Source organism: Mycobacterium sp. PDNC021, assembly GCF_048282635.1.
GTDB classification, from domain to species: Bacteria; Actinomycetota; Actinomycetes; order Mycobacteriales; family Mycobacteriaceae; genus Mycobacterium; species Mycobacterium llatzerense.
Map to the genome: position 1 here is coordinate 5,529,715 of NZ_CP182502.1, position 18,263 is coordinate 5,547,977.

At 67.7% G+C, this 18,263-nt stretch carries 23 protein-coding genes and 1 tRNA gene; 13 read left to right on the forward strand and 11 right to left on the reverse strand.

What is annotated here, in order from left to right; all coding sequences use genetic code 11:
* Nucleotides 1-91: 91 nt before the first annotated feature.
* Genes ACNO8X_RS26435 through ACNO8X_RS26445 form a run of 3 tightly spaced genes read left to right on the forward strand, consistent with a single transcriptional unit; the run spans nt 92 to nt 3,373 of the window.
* Nucleotides 92-1,261: an NAD(P)/FAD-dependent oxidoreductase gene (locus tag ACNO8X_RS26435; protein ID WP_418003403.1), complete on the forward strand. Its 1,170-nt coding sequence runs from the start codon at nt 92-94 to the stop codon at nt 1,259-1,261.
* The gene (locus tag ACNO8X_RS26440; RefSeq protein WP_418003404.1) at nt 1,258-2,172 is read left to right on the forward strand and encodes an RNA polymerase sigma-70 factor; all 915 of its coding nucleotides are present in this window, start codon (nt 1,258-1,260) and stop codon (nt 2,170-2,172) included. The genes ACNO8X_RS26435 and ACNO8X_RS26440 overlap by 4 nt, the downstream gene beginning before the upstream one ends.
* Before the next feature lie 13 nt (nt 2,173-2,185).
* A complete protein-coding gene (locus ACNO8X_RS26445; RefSeq protein WP_418003405.1) occupies nt 2,186-3,373 on the forward strand; it encodes an aminodeoxychorismate synthase component I in 1,188 nt (395 codons plus the stop codon).
* Between the two features lie 12 nt (nt 3,374-3,385).
* Here the strand turns inward: ACNO8X_RS26445 and rsmI are convergent, their stop codons facing one another.
* Nucleotides 3,386-4,240, reverse strand: a complete 855-nt coding sequence (gene rsmI / locus ACNO8X_RS26450; RefSeq protein WP_418003406.1) for a 16S rRNA (cytidine(1402)-2'-O)-methyltransferase — start codon at nt 4,238-4,240, stop codon at nt 3,386-3,388.
* A gap of 23 nt (nt 4,241-4,263) precedes the next feature.
* Here rsmI and ACNO8X_RS26455 point away from each other — a divergent pair, with 23 nt between their 5' ends.
* Both ACNO8X_RS26455 and ACNO8X_RS26460 read left to right on the forward strand, forming a co-directional pair.
* Nucleotides 4,264-5,802 (forward strand): dolichyl-phosphate-mannose--protein mannosyltransferase, encoded by a 1,539-nt coding sequence (locus ACNO8X_RS26455; protein WP_418003407.1) that lies wholly within the window; start codon nt 4,264-4,266, stop codon nt 5,800-5,802.
* 41 nt (nt 5,803-5,843) lie between these two features.
* The gene (locus ACNO8X_RS26460) at nt 5,844-6,455 is read left to right on the forward strand and encodes an alpha-ketoglutarate-dependent dioxygenase AlkB (RefSeq protein WP_043398896.1); all 612 of its coding nucleotides are present in this window, start codon (nt 5,844-5,846) and stop codon (nt 6,453-6,455) included.
* On the opposite strand, the gene ACNO8X_RS26465 is transcribed toward ACNO8X_RS26460, so the two are convergent.
* Nucleotides 6,456-7,112: a DUF5642 family protein gene (locus ACNO8X_RS26465; RefSeq protein ID WP_418003408.1), complete on the reverse strand. Its 657-nt coding sequence runs from the start codon at nt 7,110-7,112 to the stop codon at nt 6,456-6,458.
* Nucleotides 7,113-7,122: 10 nt separating this feature from the next.
* Nucleotides 7,123-7,797 carry a DUF5642 family protein gene (locus ACNO8X_RS26470; protein ID WP_418003409.1) on the reverse strand — a complete coding sequence of 225 codons (675 nt, stop codon included), beginning with the start codon at nt 7,795-7,797 and terminating at the stop codon, nt 7,123-7,125.
* 148 nt (nt 7,798-7,945) lie between these two features.
* On the opposite strand from ACNO8X_RS26470, the gene ACNO8X_RS26475 reads away from it, so the two are divergent.
* Nucleotides 7,946-8,647, forward strand: coding sequence for an LpqN/LpqT family lipoprotein (locus tag ACNO8X_RS26475; protein WP_043398886.1), 702 nt, complete (start codon nt 7,946-7,948; stop codon nt 8,645-8,647).
* A gap of 12 nt (nt 8,648-8,659) precedes the next feature.
* Here the strand turns inward: ACNO8X_RS26475 and ACNO8X_RS26480 are convergent, their stop codons facing one another.
* Both ACNO8X_RS26480 and ACNO8X_RS26485 read right to left on the reverse strand, forming a co-directional pair.
* Nucleotides 8,660-9,496, reverse strand: a complete 837-nt coding sequence (locus tag ACNO8X_RS26480; RefSeq protein WP_418003410.1) for a shikimate 5-dehydrogenase — start codon at nt 9,494-9,496, stop codon at nt 8,660-8,662.
* Complete coding sequence (locus ACNO8X_RS26485; protein WP_418003411.1) at nt 9,496-10,494, reverse strand: GNAT family N-acetyltransferase; 999 nt, start codon at nt 10,492-10,494, stop codon at nt 9,496-9,498. Before ACNO8X_RS26485 ends, ACNO8X_RS26480 begins: the two co-directional genes overlap by 1 nt.
* A gap of 148 nt (nt 10,495-10,642) precedes the next feature.
* Here ACNO8X_RS26485 and ACNO8X_RS26490 point away from each other — a divergent pair, with 148 nt between their 5' ends.
* From ACNO8X_RS26490 to ACNO8X_RS26520, 7 genes are all read left to right on the forward strand, one after another.
* On the forward strand, nt 10,643-10,894 hold the full coding sequence (locus ACNO8X_RS26490) for a type B 50S ribosomal protein L31 (RefSeq protein WP_418003412.1): 252 nt from the start codon (nt 10,643-10,645) through the stop codon (nt 10,892-10,894).
* Entirely contained in the window at nt 10,891-11,250 is a 360-nt protein-coding gene (locus ACNO8X_RS26495; protein ID WP_418003413.1) for a WhiB family transcriptional regulator, read from the forward strand. Before ACNO8X_RS26490 ends, ACNO8X_RS26495 begins: the two co-directional genes overlap by 4 nt.
* Before the next feature lie 98 nt (nt 11,251-11,348).
* A complete protein-coding gene (locus ACNO8X_RS26500; RefSeq protein WP_418003414.1) occupies nt 11,349-12,263 on the forward strand; it encodes a lysophospholipid acyltransferase family protein in 915 nt (304 codons plus the stop codon).
* A gap of 80 nt (nt 12,264-12,343) precedes the next feature.
* A complete protein-coding gene (locus ACNO8X_RS26505; protein WP_418003415.1) occupies nt 12,344-13,141 on the forward strand; it encodes an enoyl-CoA hydratase/isomerase family protein in 798 nt (265 codons plus the stop codon).
* Between the two features lie 14 nt (nt 13,142-13,155).
* Nucleotides 13,156-14,412: an MgtC/SapB family protein gene (locus tag ACNO8X_RS26510; RefSeq protein WP_418003416.1), complete on the forward strand. Its 1,257-nt coding sequence runs from the start codon at nt 13,156-13,158 to the stop codon at nt 14,410-14,412.
* A gap of 30 nt (nt 14,413-14,442) precedes the next feature.
* Nucleotides 14,443-14,592: a hypothetical protein gene (locus tag ACNO8X_RS26515; RefSeq protein ID WP_418003417.1), complete on the forward strand. Its 150-nt coding sequence runs from the start codon at nt 14,443-14,445 to the stop codon at nt 14,590-14,592.
* Between the two features lie 29 nt (nt 14,593-14,621).
* Nucleotides 14,622-14,966 (forward strand): hypothetical protein, encoded by a 345-nt coding sequence (locus tag ACNO8X_RS26520; protein ID WP_418003418.1) that lies wholly within the window; start codon nt 14,622-14,624, stop codon nt 14,964-14,966.
* 12 nt (nt 14,967-14,978) lie between these two features.
* On the opposite strand, the gene ACNO8X_RS26525 is transcribed toward ACNO8X_RS26520, so the two are convergent.
* The 6 genes from ACNO8X_RS26525 to ACNO8X_RS26550 all read right to left on the reverse strand — a co-directional run bounded on the left by ACNO8X_RS26525 (nt 14,979) and on the right by ACNO8X_RS26550 (nt 18,261).
* A complete protein-coding gene (locus tag ACNO8X_RS26525; protein ID WP_418003419.1) occupies nt 14,979-15,155 on the reverse strand; it encodes a hypothetical protein in 177 nt (58 codons plus the stop codon).
* Entirely contained in the window at nt 15,152-15,463 is a 312-nt protein-coding gene (locus tag ACNO8X_RS26530; protein ID WP_418003420.1) for a WXG100 family type VII secretion target, read from the reverse strand. The genes ACNO8X_RS26525 and ACNO8X_RS26530 overlap by 4 nt, the downstream gene beginning before the upstream one ends.
* A gap of 78 nt (nt 15,464-15,541) precedes the next feature.
* Nucleotides 15,542-16,006: a hypothetical protein gene (locus tag ACNO8X_RS26535; RefSeq protein ID WP_418003421.1), complete on the reverse strand. Its 465-nt coding sequence runs from the start codon at nt 16,004-16,006 to the stop codon at nt 15,542-15,544.
* A gap of 92 nt (nt 16,007-16,098) precedes the next feature.
* A tRNA-Ala gene (locus ACNO8X_RS26540) sits at nt 16,099-16,171 on the reverse strand.
* A gap of 49 nt (nt 16,172-16,220) precedes the next feature.
* Nucleotides 16,221-17,414, reverse strand: coding sequence for a gephyrin-like molybdotransferase receptor GlpR (glpR, locus tag ACNO8X_RS26545; protein ID WP_418003422.1), 1,194 nt, complete (start codon nt 17,412-17,414; stop codon nt 16,221-16,223).
* Between the two features lie 193 nt (nt 17,415-17,607).
* Nucleotides 17,608-18,261: a GNAT family N-acetyltransferase gene (locus tag ACNO8X_RS26550; protein ID WP_418003423.1), complete on the reverse strand. Its 654-nt coding sequence runs from the start codon at nt 18,259-18,261 to the stop codon at nt 17,608-17,610.
* Nucleotides 18,262-18,263: the final 2 nt, after the last annotated feature.

Consider the following 18,263-nt stretch of genomic DNA (forward strand, 5'->3'; position numbering starts at 1 on the left):
ATGTGAGCCGCGCCACATTCCAGGCGCAGCTGTCACATTCCGGAGGCCGCAGGTGTCTTGAGGGCATAACCAACCCGAAGGAGATGCAGTGATGACCGGAAACCAGAAGCCCAACCGCGTCGTCGTCATCGGCGGCGGCTACGCCGGTGCGCTGGCGGCCAATCACGTTCGGATGCGTGATGACGTGGCAATCACCCTGGTGAACCCGCGCCCCAAGTTCGTCGAGCGCATCCGCCTGCACCAGCACGTCGCCGGGAACTACGACGCCACCGTCGGCTACGACACGCTGCTCGCCGACGACGTGCGCCTGGTGGTGGACACCGCCACGCGGATCGACGCCGCGGCCCGCACCGTCGAGCTCGCGTCCGGGGACACCCTGGACTACGACTACCTGATCTACGCCGTGGGTAGCACCGGTACCGTGCCTGCGTCGGTGCCCGGCGCCACCGAATTCGCCTATCCGCTGGCCGAATTCGAGCAGGCCGAGCGGCTGGCCGCCCGGCTGCAGGACGTGCCGCTGTCCGCGCAGATGGTGATCGTCGGCGCCGGCCTGACCGGCATCGAGGCCGCTTCCGAATTCGCCGAGGCCGGCCGCAACGTCGTGCTGGTCGGCAACAAGCTGGCGCCGTCGATGAGTGCACCGGCACGCCGCTCGGTCGCCAAGGCCCTCGCCAAGCTGGGCGTGACGGTCATCGAGGGTGACGTCAGCTCCATCACCGCCAACCGGGTGACGTTGGCCGACGGACGCTTCATCAGCAGCGCCGTGACGGTGTGGACCGCCGGCTTCGGCACCCCGGAGCTGGCCGCCGCCAGCGGGTTGCGCACCGACGAACTGGGCCGGCTGCTGACGGACGAAACCCTGACCAGCATCGACGATCCGCGGATCGTGGCCACCGGCGACGCGGCCGCGCCGTCGGGACAGCCGCTGCGGATGAGCTGCCAGGCCTCCAGCCCGCTCACCGTGACCGCGGTGGGCACCGTGCTGAGCCGTATCGCCGGCACCGAGCCGGCGGCGCTGGACCCGGTGTTCGCCGGATCGTGCGTCAGCCTGGGTCGCCACGTGGCGACCATCCAGATCGCCCGCAAGGACGATTCGTCGACGAACTACTACATCGGCGGGCGGGTCGGCGCCAAGCTGAAGGAAGCGATCTGCAAGGGCACGCTGTGGGGCATCCGGCGCACGGCGCGTAAGCCGAGCGCGGTGTTCGTGATGACGGGTGGCAAGCGGGCCGAGCGTCTGGCAGAAGCTGTCACCGCATGACCGGTTCCACCGGGGCGGCAGGGGGTGAACACGCCGAGCGGTTCACCCACCTGCGGCCGCTGCTCTTCACCATCGCGTACGAAATCCTGGGCTCCGCAACGGAAGCCGACGACGTGCTGCAGGACAGTTATCTGCGGTGGGCCGATGTCGACCTCGAGACGGTACGGGACACCAAGTCGTACCTGGCCCAGTTGGTCACGCGGCAGGCGTTGAACGCATTGCGGGCCGGCGCGCGGCGCCGGGAGGAGTACGTCGGCCCATGGCTGCCCGAGCCCCTGCTGCTCGACGAGCGCGATGCGTCGTCGGATGTCGTTCTCGCCGAATCGGTTTCGATGGCCATGCTGGTGGTCCTGGAGACCCTGGGTCCCGACGAGCGGGCGGTTTTCGTGCTACGCGAGGTGTTCGGGTTCGACTACGACGAAATCGCCGGAGCCGTAGGCAAATCCACCGCGGCGGTGCGGCAGGTGGCGCACCGGGCCCGCGAGCATGTGCAGGCGCGGCGAAGGCGGTTCACGCCCGATACCGAAAAATCCGCGGAGGTGACCACTCAGTTCCTGACGGCGGCCGCGACCGGCGACCTGGACGGCCTGATGACGCTGCTGGCTCCGAATGTCACCTGGACCGCGGACAGCGACGGCAAGGTCAGTGCTGCCCGTCGGCCGGTGTACGGACCGGACCGGGTGGGGCGCCTGGTGCTGGGGCTCATGCGCGGCGCCGCGGACTACGACGCGCGCATCGACCTCGCGACGTACAACAACGCCCCGGCGCTGGTGCTGTACCTCGGCGAGCACCTCGAGGGCATCATCCTGATCGAGATCGAGGACGGCCAGATCAGCCACTTCTACGCCATGCGCAATCCCGACAAGCTCGGTGGAGTGCTGGTCGAGCGGGAGATCCGCCGCACCGTCTGACAAGCTGTGGGGCGTGCGAGTCGAGCGGTTGGCCGACCTGGGCGCCGCCCCGGGGGTCTTGAAGGCTGTCGCCGACGCCGCCGCTCGGCGCGGCCTGCCCCCGCCGGCCGCGCTGCTGGGCGACTGGTTCGGTGCTACGGCCGTCATCGCGCCGAGCGTCTCCATCGAGCCGGCGACTGCCACCGAAGTCTTCGATGCGCCACCGGGTTCCGGCGAGGTGATCGGCGGCGGCTGGTTCGGCTACCTGTCGTACCCGGACGGTGACGGCCGCATACCGATGGCCGCGGGCGGCTGGTCGGACTGCGTGCTCCGGCAGGACGCGGCCGGGCGCTGGTGGTACGAAAGCCTCTCCGGGGCAACGATTCCCGACTGGCTCGCCGACCTGGAACCGGCGGCGCCCGCGCCGTACTCGATTGACTGGTGTCCGCCGGACCGCACCAGTCACCGCGCCGGCGTGCTGGCCTGCCTGGAGGCGATCGCCGCCGGCGAGGTGTACCAGGCCTGCGTCTGTACCCGCTTCACCGGACGGATAACCGGTGCGCCCGTTGACTTTTTCGTCGACGCCGTCGCCCGGACCGCGCCCGCCCGGGCCGCGTTCGTCGCGGGCGAGTGGGGTTCGGTGGCGTCGCTGTCGCCGGAGTTGTTCCTGAGCCGCCGCGGCGAGGTCGTCACCTCAAGCCCCATCAAAGGCACGCTCCCCCTTTATCATTCGCCGTCGGAGCTGGCGTCGTCAGTCAAGGACGTCGCCGAGAACATCATGATCGTCGACCTGGTCCGCAATGATCTGAGCCGCGTCGCCACCACCGGTTCGGTCCGGGTTCCCGAACTGCTCGCGGTCAAACCCGCCCCGGGCGTCTGGCACCTGGTGTCGACGGTGACCGCACAGGTTCCGGCAGCGACGCCGATGTCGGCGGTCCTGGACGCCACCTTCCCGCCCGCTTCCGTCACCGGCACCCCGAAATGCCGCGCCCGCGAACTCCTCGCCGAATGGGAGCCCTACGATCGCGGAATCTATTGCGGGACCGTTGGTTTGGCATCGCCCCTGGCGGGCACCGAACTGAACGTCGCGATCCGCACGGTGGAATTCGACGCCGACGGCGCGGCGATCCTCGGCGTCGGCGGCGGCATCACCGCCGACTCCGACCCCGACCGCGAGTGGGAAGAATGCCTCCACAAGGCCGCCGCCATCGTCGGCCCCTGATCGTGCGAACTGTCAGTCGCGGGACTTGAGGACGGCGTCGTAGAGCTCGCGCCGGGAGGGGGCACCGGGGTTCTCGGCGATCACTTGAGCGCAGGCGTCTTTGACGCGCGCTCCGTCGTCGACCAATTCCTGCACCAGCGCGACCAACGCCTCGATGTCCGCCACCGGTGTCGCCCCCGCGAGCACCACGGTGATCTCGCCGAGCACGCCGTCGGCGGCCCACTCGGCCAGCTCCCCCAGCGTCCCGCGCTTGATCTCCTCGTGGGTCTTGGTCAGCTCGCGGCACACGACAGCGCGCCGATCGGGCCCCAGTGCAGCCACTGCCTCGGCCAAGGTCTCGGCCAAGCGGCGCGGTGACTCGAAGAACACACACGTCCGTCGCTCGGTCGCGAACGCGGCCAGCCACGCCGCCCGGCCCTTCCGCGGTGCGAAGCCCTCGAAGCAGAACCGGTCCGACGCCAGCCCGGACACCGCCAGCGCCGTCGTCACCGCCGACGGGCCCGGCAGGCAGCTGACCGGCAGACCCGCCTCGGCGCACGCCGCCACCAATCGGTAGCCCGGATCGCTGATCAAGGGCATACCGGCGTCGCTGACCACCAGCACGGTCTCGCCCGCGGCGACCGACTCGACCAGCCCCGCCACCCGGGACGCCTCGTTCTGGTCGAAGAAGCTGACGATGCGCCCGACAGGACGGACATCCAGAGACGCCGCCAGCGCGCGCACCCGTCGGGTGTCCTCGGCGGCGATCACGCCGGCACTGCCGAGCGCCTCGATCAGGCGTGCCGAAGCGTCGCCGGGCTGGCCCAACGGAGTGGCCGCGAGCAGCAGCCGACCGGCGTCCGCGAGTGGACCAGAAACTGATGTCACCGGGACAGCCTACGATCGCTGACGTGACCGCCCCCGCTCTCGACGCATCCGAGGCCGAGCGCGAGGTCCCCGTGATCAGTCCGGCGCCGCTGACGCCCGCCGCCGATTTCGGCCCCACCGACCGGCTGCGCGGCTGGACCATGACCGCGGTGATCACCGCGCTGGCCATGATCACCCGGTTCCTGAACCTGGGCTCACCCACCGATGCGGGTACCCCGATCTTCGACGAGAAGCACTACGCGCCGCAGGCCTGGCAGGTATTGCACAACAACGGCGTCGAGGACAACCCCGGCTACGGCCTGGTGGTGCATCCCCCGGTCGCCAAACAGCTGATGGCCATCGGCGAGTGGATCTTCGGCTACAACGGCGTCGGCTGGCGGTTCTCGGGCGCGGTATGCGGCGTCATCCTGGTGCTGCTGGTGGCGCGGATCGTGCGGCGCATGACGCGCTCGACTCTGTTGGGCGGCATCGCCGGCCTGCTGATCATCGCCGACGGCGTCAGCTTCGTCTCGGCCCGCACAGCCCTGCTCGACGTCTATCAGACCGTGTTCATCGTGGCGGCGTTCGGCGCGCTCCTCGTGGACCGCGACCAGGTGCGCGCCCGCATGCACGTCGCGATGACCGAAGGCCGCATCGCCGAGACCGTCTGGGGCCCGCGGCTCGGCGTGCGGTGGTGGCGCTTCGGGGCCGGCGTGCTGTTGGGGCTCGCGCTCGCGGTCAAGTGGTCGGGCCTCTACTACATGGTGTTCTTCGGCCTGATGACCGTCGCCTTCGACATCGCGGCCCGGCGCGCGTACCGCGTGCAGCGACCCTGGCTGGGCGCGCTGCGACGCGACGTCCTGCCCGGCATGTGGGCGCTGACGCTCATCCCGGTCGGCGTCTACCTGGCGTCGTACGCGCCGTGGTTCGCCTCCGAGACCGCGATCGACCGGCACATGGAGGGCCGGAACATCGGCGAGGGCCCACTCGCCACGGTGCGCTCGCTCTGGTACTACACGCACGACGTCTACCGCTTCCATTCTGGGCTGACCAACGCCGCCGGCAATCACCACCCGTGGGAGTCGAAGCCGTGGACATGGCCGATGTCGCTACGGCCCGTGCTCTACGCCATCGACAACAACAACGTGCCGGGGTGCGGCGCGCAGTCGTGCGTCAAGGCCGTGATGCTGGCGGGTACGCCGGCCATGTGGTTCATCGCGGTGCCGGTGCTGGCCTGGGCCGTGTGGCGGACGTTCGTCAGACGCGACTGGCGGTACGCGGCCGCGCTCACCGGCTACGCCGCGGGATACCTGCCGTGGTTCGCCGATATCGACCGGCAGATGTACTTCTTCTACGCGACGCCCATGGCGCCGTTCCTGATCATCCTCATCACGCTCATCCTCGGCGACATCCTCTATCCACGATCGACAGAACCGGAACGACGAACACTCGGGCTGCTGGTCGTCTGCTTCTACGTGGCGCTGGTGATCACCAACTTCGCGTGGATGTACCCGATCCTGACCGGGCTGCCGATCTCACCGTCCACCTGGAACATGGAGATCGTGCTGCCCTCCTGGCGGTGATCCCCCCGGCGCATCGAACGCCTGTGCGATAAGATCGCGGGGTGTCCTTGGCGGTTCAGGGTTCGCTGTTCGACCATGCCGAACGGCGGTGGCTCGACGACGGCGCCTGGGTCGACGTCCGCGCAGGCTGGCTCACGGGCGCCGACACCCTTTTCGACGAACTGCTGACCGCAATTCCGTGGCGCGCCGAGCAGCGCCAGATGTACGACAAGGTGCTGGACGTACCGCGTCTCGTCAGCTTCCACGACCTGGCCCGGGAACGGGCGCCGCATCCCGGGCTGGCGCGGCTGCGGGTGCGGCTCAACGACGCCTACGCTCACGAACTCGGCGAGCCGTTCACCACCGTCGGCCTGTGCCTGTACCGCGACGGCGCCGACAGCGTGGCATGGCATGGCGACACCATCGGCCGCAGCAGCACGCAGGACACCATGGTCGCGGTGCTGAGCCTCGGGGCGACAAGGGTTTTCGCCCTGCGCCCGCGCACTGCCGCCGCGGACGGCAGGCGCACCAGCGTCCGGCTACCGCAGGGCCACGGGGACCTGCTGGTGATGGGCGGCGCCTGCCAGCGCACCTGGGAGCACGCGGTACCCAAGACCGCCCGCCCCACCGGACCGCGGATCAGCATCCAGTTCCGGCCGCGCGACGTGCGCTAGTTACTGACCCCTGACCGTCGAGACCGATTTGGTCAGCAGCTCCGTCGCCTGCTGCGTGTTCACCGGCACCACGGGCTGGTCCGGCACGACAAGCGAGTTGGCGGTGACGATCACCAGGAACCTGCCGAAACCGGCGACGTAGTTGTAGAGCTGGCCGGTGGCGGGCTTGCCGTTGGCCACCGTCTCGAGAATGCGATGCGTGCCGACGGTCTTGACCCCGTCGATGGCCGGTGCCTGTACCTCTTCGACCAGACCGCGCAGCCCCGCACCGGAGAAGGCGACCTTCTTGCAGGCGTCACCCGGGTCAGCCGGAGCGATCGGTTCGGACGTCTCCACTGCCAGGATGACGAACCGGTTGCCCTGGCCTTCTGCGGTGACGGCGGTCATGTTGCCCTTGGCGCCGGGTGAGACGGCCATGCCGGAGGCGAACTTGGCGCAGTCCGGTGGCTCGAATTTCAGGCCAGGGGGCAGTGTCTGCGGGGCGAATGCGCGCGGGTCGATGCCCGTCGGCGCAACCGTCTTGACCTGGTATTCGGGCCCGAAAGTGCCCTTCAGATCAAGGATTTTGGTGATGTCGGGGTCGGCGACCACCTGGGCGTGGGACGTGCATGCCGCCACCAGACCGGCGGAGGCCACCGCGAGCACCGTTCTGCGCATTGTGGCGAATCTACCGGGCTGACCCGTCCACGGCCGGGATGCCCCGCACCGACCGCACGGCCGCGTCCAACAACGTCGCCGGGAGATCCGCGGGCAGCGCGGGCGCGACAGCCCCCGGATCGGTCACCATGGTGACCGAAACCGCCAGCGTATCGACGTAGGCGATCAGAGTCGTTGCCTGCGAATGGGTTTGCGCGCCGTTCTCGACACTGGTGGTGATGTGCGCCGTCATGCCCAGCGTCCGGGCGTCGGCGATCCGAGGTGCGTCGGTGCGGTCGACGGCCGCGCGCGCACGGCCGGTGTTCAACGTCCAGGACTGGCAGTCGCCGGCAAGCTCTGGCGTCGGGGCGTCGCCCGGCGCCGCAGTCACGTACACGATGCCGCCCGACCCTGACGCCGACCAGCCCCGCACCCCGTCAGCCGGTGCCGCCACCAACGCGCCACAGTCCGCCGGGTCCGCAACTGAACCGGACGGCATGCCCCAGAACGTCGTCGGCGCGGCGGGCGCGGGCAACGCCCCGAACTCGTAGCCCTGCAGCTCTTTGGGCAGTTGCCGGCGCATCCGACCTATGGCGGCCGGATCGGCGGGCTTCGCGGCCGCAGTGGTGGTCGGCCGCGCGGGTTCGGTGGTCGAGCCGCACGCGGCGCACAGCAGAACCACTGCCGACAACGCAAATGCGCGCATTTGCTGTTGATAGCACGGCAAACCCGCCGACCGCGGTAGATACCCGGTGCCACGCCGACGGATATTTTGCGGACACGGCACAGCGACGAAAGCTCGCGCCACCCGCCGCGTCCGCCCCGTAGTCTGCATCCGACGACAGGAGACGGAAATGGTGTCGATGAAGGTGGCCGGCGTTGCGCTGGCCGTGACGGTGAGCGCGCTGGGCGCGAGTGCATGCGACTCGGGCTCGAAACCGGCACCGTCGTCGACGTCCAGCAGCGCCTCGAGCACCAGCGCCGCGGCCGCACCGACCTCGTCGGCGCCCGGCGCGCCGGCGGCTCCGGCAGCGCCGAAGAAGACCATCCGGGACTACCTGCGCGAGAAGAACATCACCGAGCAGCAGCTGCACCCCGGCGATCCCGGTGCGCCGACGCTCACCATGCCGCTCCCGCCGGGCTGGGTGGACGCGGGCGCGCTGACGCCGAAATGGGCTTGGAGCGCAAGCAAATTCGATGACCCGGCCATGAAGGCCGACCCGCCGACGATCATCGTGCTGATCTCGAAGTTGCCCGGCGGCAATGCCGACGAGGTGCTGGAGTACGCGCCCGGCGAGTTGCAGAACCTGCACAACTGGCAGGACGCCGGCACCAACTGCGACGCCAAGCTCGCCGGCTTCAAGGCGTGTCAGGTCGGCGGCATGTACAACCAGGACGGCAAGGATCGGCTGATGGCTCAGAAGACGGCGGCCATCCCCACCAAGGACGGCGTGATCGTGCTGCAGATCAACGCCAGCGGCACCAAGGAGACGATCGCGCCGCTGATGGATGCGACGTCATCGATCGACAAGTCACTGAAGATCACTGTGCCCTGAGTCAGGCGCAGTTCACGCGCGGGAGAACACCGAGGCCGCGGCCACCTGCTCGGCGGTCGGCCGCACCCCGGTGTAGCGCTCGAACTGTTCGGCGGCCTGCAGTGCGATGACCTCGGCGCCGGTGATCACCGGAATCCCGGCCGCCCGCGCCGCGCGCACCAGCGGGGTCTCCGATGGCAGGGCAACCACGTCGAACACGTTGTGCGCCTTGGCAATAACTTCTGGCTCGAACGACAGATCGTCGGCTTCGGCCCCACCCGCCATCCCGATCGGGGTGACGTTGACGACGATGTCCGCGCCACCTGACGCGCCTGCCGCGTAGCGATACCCCAACCGGTCCGCCAGCCGGCCCCCGGTCTCCTGGTTGCGGGCCACGATGGTGCCCGCCTCGAACCCCTTGTCCCGGAACGCCGCTGCCACCGCGCTGGCCATGCCACCGCTACCGCGGATGAGCAGCGTCTCCGCGGGGTTCAGGCCGTGCTCGTCGATGAGCCGCGCGATGGCCAGATAGTCGGTGTTGCAGGCCGTCAGCCGGCCCGCGTCATTGACGATCGTGTTCACCGAATTGATCACGCGCGCAGACTCTTCCAGCTCATCGACCAGTGCGATGACGTCCTCTTTGAACGGCATGGACACCGAGCAGCCGCGGATGCCCAGGGCTCGGACGCCACCGATCGCCGCGGCGATATCCGTCGTGGTGAAGGCCTTGTAGACGAAATCCAGACCGAGCTCGTTGTAGAGGTAGTTGTGGAAGCGCGTGCCGATGTTGCTGGGCCGGGCGGCCAGCGAGATACACACCGAGGTGTCTTTGTTCAGCAGCGGACGCCCGGAGTACAGCGAGTCGGTCATCAGCCGACCGCTTTGATCACGTGCTGCGCCAGCGTGTAGATGTCGCGATACTGCTTGTGCGACAACGACAATTGCTTAGGTGTCGGCACGTCGAACTCGGTGACGATCATGTTCCGGTCGTCGCGTTCCCAGGTCGCACCGTAGTGCTCCAGAATCTTGCGCATCGGAAAGTTGTCGGACAGCACTCGCGCCGCGAACCGCTCGATGCCCGCGCCACGGGCGGCGGGTACCAGGGCATCCATCAGGAAAGTCCCGATGCCCCGGCCCTGGTAGTCGTCACCCACCATGAAGGCCACCTCGGCGACCGTCGGATTCTCGTGCAGCCGAACGAATCTCGCGTCGGCGACCATCGGGCCGTCAGGCCCGTCCGCCCCGTCAGTCAGCACCCACACGAAGTGGTCGACGTAGTCGACCTCGAACAGGTAGGCCATCAGCGCGGGACTGGGCTCGTAGGCGGTCTGGAATCTGCGGTACATGGTCTCGGTCGAGAATTCGACGGGCCCCTGGCGCACTCGCGGGTTGTCGCCGGGCAGCACGGGGCGCAGGAACATCTGGCTGCCGTCACTCAGCTGCACCGGCAGTGGCGTGATGAACTCCGCGAGCCGCTGGCGCGCCGTACGCACCAGCCGCTCTGCCATACAGGGGACGTCGAGCATGGCAGTAAGGGCGTCGTGTCCGCCGATCCATCCGGTCAGCGGTTCGGTGACCAGCACGGTGGCGTTGCGGGTGCCGCCTCGCAGCAGCGCGATCTCACCGACGATCAGGCCCGGGCCGAGGTTGTGGACGCTGAGTTCGCCGTCTGGGGCGGTGTGCGTCACCCGGACGCTGCCGGCGCTGATCAGGATGAACGACTGCGCAGGTTCGCCCTGCGTCATCAGCACCTCGCCAGGTTCGGCCGTCAACGGACGCAGCAAGGGCGCGAGCCGGTCAAGGTCCTCTTGACGGCACTTGGAGAAGAAACCCAGCGAGGCCAGTTCATCCGTCGTCGATTCCGGCACGTCGGAAACGTTACCGGCGGACGGCACGCCGCGTGGTGCCGTTGACACCACCCTTTACTGAAAACGATTTTCGACAAGCCTGCGCGGTTCGGGTATCGTCGGCCACGCCTTATTGAAAACGATTTTCACTTAGTCGCTGGAGGTCCTCATGAAAGCCGGCATTCACCCCGACTACCACCCCGTCGTCTTCCAGGACGCCACCACCGGACGCTCGTTCCTGACCCGATCCACCGCCACCAGTTCGCGAACCATCGAATGGCAGACCGCCGACGGAGTTCACACCTACCCCCTGATCGTCGTCGACGTCACCTCGGACTCGCACCCGGTGTGGACCGGCAAGCGCCAGATCCTGGACACCGCCGGCCGCGTCGAGAAGTTCAATCGCAAGTACGGCCGATGACCTTGCCGCAGGTTTCCCCTTACCCCGGCGAAACATTCGGCTCTCCTTCACGCACCATCCGGCCCCGGCCGCGCCCCGCGTGCCACACGCGGGGCGCGGTCACCACCGCAGCCTGGGACTGGCAGTTGCATGCCCGGTGCCGTGGACTGCCGGCCGAGGTGTTCTACACCGGCGATGACGATCGCGGCGCGCGGCGAATCGCGCACGAAGAGCACGCCAAGCAGATCTGCCTCCACTGTCCCGTCCTGCGTGACTGCCTCGGCCACGCCATGGAAGCCGGTGAGCCCTACGGCATCTGGGGTGCGACGACACCGAAGGAACGAGCCGCGTTGCGAGCGTCGCCGCGTTGGCGCTAGTCCAGTGGGGCGCTGTTCGTTTCACAGCCTTTTATTAGCCAGGCTAGCCAATCTGTCGGTACGTTGGTGTCAACACCACGACACCGATGGGAGCAACGATGGGATTCGGACCGCCACAGGGCCGGCCGACCGTCACCGACGACGAGATCGCCGCCATCATGGATCCGCCGCAACGCGTCCGCACACTGCGAAACATGTTGGGCGCCACCGGCGATGCCCTCGATCCGTTGATCGACCTGTACCGGCCGTTCGTCACCGGGCTGGACCGGCTGCCCCGCGATGGCCGATTCCTCTTGGTGGGCAACCACACCGCGTTCGGGTTCGCCGAGGTACTCCTGATGCCGTATTACGTCCGGCGCGAGCTCGGGGTGCGGATACGACCGCTGGCCGAACGGGCCCTGGGCCAGATGTCGGGCCTCGGCGGCGATCTGGTCGCAGCCTACGGCGGTGTCGTCGGCCACCCCGACACCGCACGAGAACTGATGCGGCACAACGAAACCGTGCTGGTCTTCCCCGGCGGTGGGCGCGAGATGCCCAAGTTCAAGGGCGAGGAGTACCAGCTGAAATGGGACGGCCGAAGCGGTTTCGCCCGCGTGGCCATCGAAAGCGGGTACCCGATCGTGCCCGTCGGTCTGGTCGGCAGTGACGACGTCTACGAACCCCTCATCGAACGCGACAGCCCGCTGGGCCGGTTCAGCCAATCCATCGGCGAACGGCTCGCCGGCCGCACCGACATGGCGATGCCCCTGGTGCGCGGCATCGGGCCGACGCTGATCCCCCGCCCGCAGCGCATGTATCTGGAATTCGGCGAGCCGATTTCCACCGCCGCGCCCACCAGCCGAACGAACCACGCCCGGTGGGTGGAGACCGTCAAATCGGCGACGCAGCAAGCGCTGGAACAGATCCTGGCCGACCTGCAGGAAGTCCGGGCCGGCGATCCGTACCGCAGCCTGAATCCGTTGGCCTGGTCGCGGGCAGCTCAGCCGCCCGAGGCCGTCGTCCGCGCGGGCTGACCACGACGGCGGTCGGGAGACCGTAACGTGAGTTGCCATCGGTCTGCATGCACCCGCATGCGGCAGAAAGGCTTCGCGAGATGGCACTCACCGACTACCAGCAGCTGTCCCTGACGCGCCGGGACAACGGCGTCCTGCTGATCACCCTCAACCGGCCGGAAAAGTACAACGCCGCTGACGAGGGCATGCACGCCGAGCTGGCCAACATCTGGAAGGACGTCGCGGCCGACCCGGAAACCCGGGTCGCCGTGATCACCGGTGCGGGAAAGGCATTCAGCGCCGGCGGGGATCTGGCCATGGTCGAACGCATGGCCGGCGACTACGCCCGGGTCTCGCACATGCTCGACGAGATGAGCGACCTGGTCTACAACATGATCAACTGCGACAAGCCGATCGTGTCCGCGATCAACGGCGTCGCGGTCGGCGCCGGCGCCGTGGCCGCGCTACTGGCCGACGTGGCGATCATCGCCGAGGACGCCAAGATCGGCGACGGGCACGTCAAACTCGGTGTGGCCGCGGGCGATCACGCCGCGATCATCTGGCCGCTGCTGGCCGGCACCGCGAAGGCGAAGTACTACCTCATGACGGGCGAGATGATCGACGGCGTCGAGGCCGAGCGCATCGGCATGGTCGCCAAAGCCCTGCCCCGCGAACAGGTCCTGGACGAAGCACTCCGGGTGGCCGACGTGCTTGCCACCGGTGCCCAGCAGGCGATCCGGCTCACCAAACGCGCCCTCAACAACTGGCTCCGCAACGCCGGCCCCATCTTCGACCAGTCCGCGGCCTACGAGATGCTGACGTTCCTCGGACCCGATGTGGTCGAGGGTTACACCGCGCTGCGGGAGAAGCGCCCGCCCCAGTTCCCGTCCGCGCGATAGCCGCAGGAGCCCACGTGAGCTGGCAGCAGATCGAACCCTTCCTGGTAGCGCTCGCCATCGGGCTGCTGCTGGGCCTGGAACGCGAGCGCAGTCACGCGCGCAAACTTCCCGCAGGATCACGCTCGTTCGCGCTGCTGTCGCTGGCCGGTGCAGTCGCAGCGGCTTTCGGTCAGTGGGCCGTCGTCGCTGTATTTCTCGGCGTCGGTGCGCTCGTCGCCCTCGCCTACTTCCGCACCAGCGACGAAGACCCAGGGACCACCACAGCGACAGCCGCACTGGTCGCGTACCTCCTTGGCGCCCTTGCCTATTCCCGCCCAGCGCTGGCCGTGGCCCTCGCCGTCGTCGTCGCAGGCCTGCTCGTCTCAAAAACCCGCATCCATCGTTTCGCCCGCGACATCATGACCGAGGTCGAACTGGAAGACGCCATCAAGTTTCTCGTCGTCGCGTTCGTGATCCTGCCGCTGCTACCGGATCGCGGTCTCGGACCGTACGGCGTCCTCAATCCGGAGAAGGTCTGGCTCCTGGTCGTGCTGCTCACCGGTATCGGATGGGTGGGCTACATCGGCGTTCGGGCGCTCGGCCCGGAACGCGGCCTGCTCATCACCGGCATCGCGGGCGGATTCGTCTCAGCGAGCGCAACGACGGCGTCCATGGGGCGGCTCAGCCGCACGACACCGAGCTTGCGGGCGCCTCTGGCCAGCGCTCTGCTGGCCAGCTTGGCGACTTTTGTCCAGCTACTCATCGTGATCGCCGTGGTCGACGCCGAAGTGCTCAAGCGCCTATGGCCGCCCGTCGTCGCGGGTGCCGTCGTGCTGGTCGCTATCGCCGCCGTCGTCTACCGAGGAGCCGGTCGGCTCTCCGAAGACAGACCATCCCCCGACCACGACGCCGGCGCAGCCCCCACAACCCGACCTTTCGCATTGCGGCCGGCGCTGATCCTCGCCGCAGTCCTGACCCTTGCGCTGCTGGTCGGTCGGTGGGGTGCTGATGTGCTCGGCGCCGGGGGCACTGTGCTCGCCGCGTTCGCCGCCGGCCTGGCCGATGCGCACGCCGGTGCGGTCGCCGCCGCCAGCCTTGCCGCCAAGGGCGATGTCACCGTCGATACCGCGCTGCTCGCGGTGGCGGCAGCACTCGGCTCCAACCTGATCGTGAAGACGGTGCTGGCGTTCACCGCCGGTGGCCGTCGGTTCGGGCTTCGGTTTCTCGCCGGGATGACCCCGCCTGCACTGGTTTTCGGAGTCGTCCTGGCCGTGACGATGACCGCGACGTAACCCGTCGTCGCCCGTCAGGCGTCGACCGTCGTGACCGGAGTCCTGCCGGACGGGGAAGTCCTCTACACCCAACACTCGGATTCCGCCAAGAACTATCCGCTCAATGGCCGCCTACCCGAATTCGAGCAGGGGTACGGCCAGCAGAAGATCGAGATCGTGCAGCCCAAGAGAACCTGGTAGCCGATCTTCCGGACAACATAAGGAATGCGATGAGCGACGACATCAACATCGACCCCGGCGAAGTGAAGGCAAGCGGTCAGCGCCTCAGTGAATTGGCCGGTACCGCAAAGGCGCAAACGAACAAATACTTCACTTCACAAGAAGCAGCGGCGCGTGGCAACCCGAGCTTTGCGGCTGGACCTCGGCTCGTTGAGTATGCGAACAAGCTGCACAATCAGATGAACAGCTTCATCGACGATTTGGCGGCCAACGGAAACAAGATCGTCTCGGCGGCCAACAACGTCACCCAGACGGATTCTGACACCGCAACAGGATTCAGCCGGGAACTGTCCTCACTCAACGGGTTGTCGCAGCCGGCCGTGGCGAGCCGCTGAAAGCGCCGCGGGTCAGATCGCCTGGCCGGCCGACGACACGCCGGCCGCACCCTTCCACCTGCCGTCGAGCAGACCGGCTACTTCGGCCGCCATCGCGTGGTACCGCTCAAACATCTCATCGGCAGTGGTATCCGCGGTCTGAGCCGTCAGTGCCAAATCTGTGGGGTTGACGTGCAGCCCACCGCTCATGAGAACAACGCCTTGTTGGTTTGCACTGTCGTGGTGAACGCACTGTGCGCGTTGACTGAAGCCTCTCGGAGACGACGAATACCGTCGGACATCAATTGGGCGCCTTGCGCCCATTCGGCGTGCGCCTTCGCATGCGCTTCGGCTGCCGTGCCGTGCCACTGCGCGTGCAGGCTGTCGATGTGGCTTGCCAGGCTGTCGACCTTTGTGTCGATCTCGCGCGAGAATGCCGCAAGTTGACCGACGAACCGGTCCAATTCGCCGAGATTGACCGCTACTGCATTCCCCGCCATACGAATAACCTCACCCAAGGGCATTCTCGTTCATAACCGACACTACCCGGGTTTTCGAGCACTCCCGACGCCGATCGCGTGGCCCGGTCGACTCTGTCAGCTGCGCTTTCCGAGCTGACCGGAGAGGTCCGCGCTCCCGTAGTTGACGGATGCAGTGACAGGCCGGCCTTCGAAAAAGGCTGCGCGGCAGGCGAACTCCAGCGTAGCCGGCTGGCCCGAACGTCCGGGCGAAGCCACCGAGCCCGACACTCCCCACATGGCAGCGACCTTCGAAGCATCGAAACCGAGGCGAACGTGATCATCTTCGGTGACGATGTCCACCCGCGCCCTGACGCGGTCGAAGTGGGCCTGATCCGGAACCGCCAAATCGTGGCGCACGGCGTCCTCGCAGCGGTCGATGGCGACGGCCTCGCGAGGGTCTGGACGAAGGCCGAACCAGCGTGTCTGCGACCCGGCAACAGCGACGCCCGCGACCACGACGACGAGCACGACCAACAACCGGCGACGTGACGCCCGCGGATTGACCGGAGCCGCGTCAGCACCAGATTGATCGTCGACCACGTAGATTCACCCTCGAAATCTCCGACCGCCGCATGCGCTCCCCCGACGGAGCACTCGCACTGACCTGGCAGAGCAGATCAGCTCAATCTCTGTGGAGCTAAGGGGAATCGAACCCCTGACCTTCTCGATGCGAACGAGACGCGCTACCAACTGCGCTATAGCCCCTTACCGGATGCAAAGGCTACCAGCACCGGTCCGTCACATGAAAACCGACTTACTGCCCGGCCGCCCGGGGCAGGTCGTACTCCCTGCCCATCCGGGCATATTCCAGGTGTTCGAAGATCGGATCCTCGTCGTCGATGTCCAGGACGGCGGCGCCCGGGCGGCGCAGCCGGGACGGGACGACGTCGAATTCCTCGTCTTGCGTGTTCTCCACGCCGTGCCGGGACCGCATCATCCGCTGGGCACGACGGCGCCGCAGCTGCTCTTCGATCCGCGTCTGACGACGCAGGTAGGCCAGGTACAGCACGGAGGCCGCGCTGACCATGCCACAGAACCACCACCACATGCTCGACGCCAGCGAGAAGGCCACAACGCCGGTGACCAGGATGGCCACGGCCATACCGGACAGCATCCGGCTGCGGAACCGGTACTTGCGCTCGGCGGCCGCGACGGCGGCCTTCGACTCGTAGCGGTTGCGGCGCACGTGCGACATCGAGTCGGCCAGCTTCGGCTCGTCCTCCGACACCGCCTCGACACCCGAGGTGTCGTCGACGTACTCGTAGTCGTGTTCGGTGCCGTCCTCGGCCTCTTCCTCGGCCTGTTCCGCGACAGCCTCGTCAGCTTCGTCAGCCGCGACGGCCTCGTGGACGTCGGTGGTCGGCTCGGCCTCGACTTCGGGCGCGTCGGCGTCCGCCGCGGCCATCTCGTCGGTGAGCGCTTCCTCCGGCTCGAAATCCGCCTCGGAGACGGTCCGGATCGCCATGGTCGGCGTCGCGACCTCGTCGAAAAGTGTTGGCTGCTCGCGGGTTTCAGGCTCGGGAACCGCTTTCATGCGCCCCGATGCGCCGATCGGCAGCGCACCGGAGTCCATCTCGACGACCTCGACGTCGAGGTACGCCGATTCCTCGACGACGACCTGATCGGCCAGCACCACCGAACGCGGTGAATCGGCTTCTGGGTCGGCGACCGGGATCGAGTCGGTGGTCGCATCGCTGCGAGCGAAGTCCTCTTCGAACGCGGTGAGGTCCTCATCCTGTTTCCAGTGCGGGTCGCTGAAGTGACCGGTAGCGGGCCCGCTGCGGCGTCGCAGCCGGCTGTTGCCGTTCGTGTTGAGCACACGGGTCGCCAACGCGACATCGCTCGTCCGGCGGACGTTCTCGCGCTTGCTGATCAACATCGGCACCAGCACGAAAAGCCACAACACGACGAGGGATATCCACAGGAGGGATTGGGGGATGCTTGGCATGTCGCCGGCTCCTTTCCCCATCAGATTAGGTCGGTGACCAGCGCATCCGAAGCCGACGCGCCAGGGTCAATTACACACCTGTAATTCGCTACTTACAAGCACATCAGTCACAGATGTCACATCTGCAACACAGCCGTTTTCCGATTTGTGCACGATTTGCCGCGCCTACCGCGCAAAACCGTGCACAAATCACTCAGACCCAGGCGGCTCGACCATCCCTGACCAGCGCCGATGACGCCGACTGGGACATCTCCTCCACCGTCATGGCCACCAGCAGATGGTCCCGCCACGCCCCGTCGACTTCCAGGTAGCGCTGCAGCAGGCCCTCTTCCCGGAAGCCCACCCGCGCCAGCACCGACCGGCTCGGACCGTTTTCCGGACGCACCGTCGCCTCGATCCGGTGCAGCCCGACCGGACCGAAGGCGTGATCGACACCCAGCGCCAGTGCGGCTGTCGCGATCCCGCCGCCAGTGAACTGGCGTGCCACCCAATAGCCGATCCAGGCCGACCGCAGCGCTCCGTGCGTCACATTGCCGATGGTCAGCTGACCGCAGAACTCACCGTCCAACTCGATGACGTACGGCAGCATTCGCCCGCGCCGGGCCTCCGACCGCAACCCCGAGCACAGCGCCGGCCATGACGAAACAGCATGGCGCGCAGTCCAATCCACCTCACCGACCGGTTCCCAGGGCTCCAGGTGCGCACGGTCGGTCAGCCGCATCCGGCTCCACACCGGGCCGTCACGCAACCGCACCGGACGTAACCGGATCACCCCGGCATGCACGCGGATCGGGCCCACCGACAGCGGCCAGCCCGGATGCACAGCACTCGATCGCAACAGGTTCACGG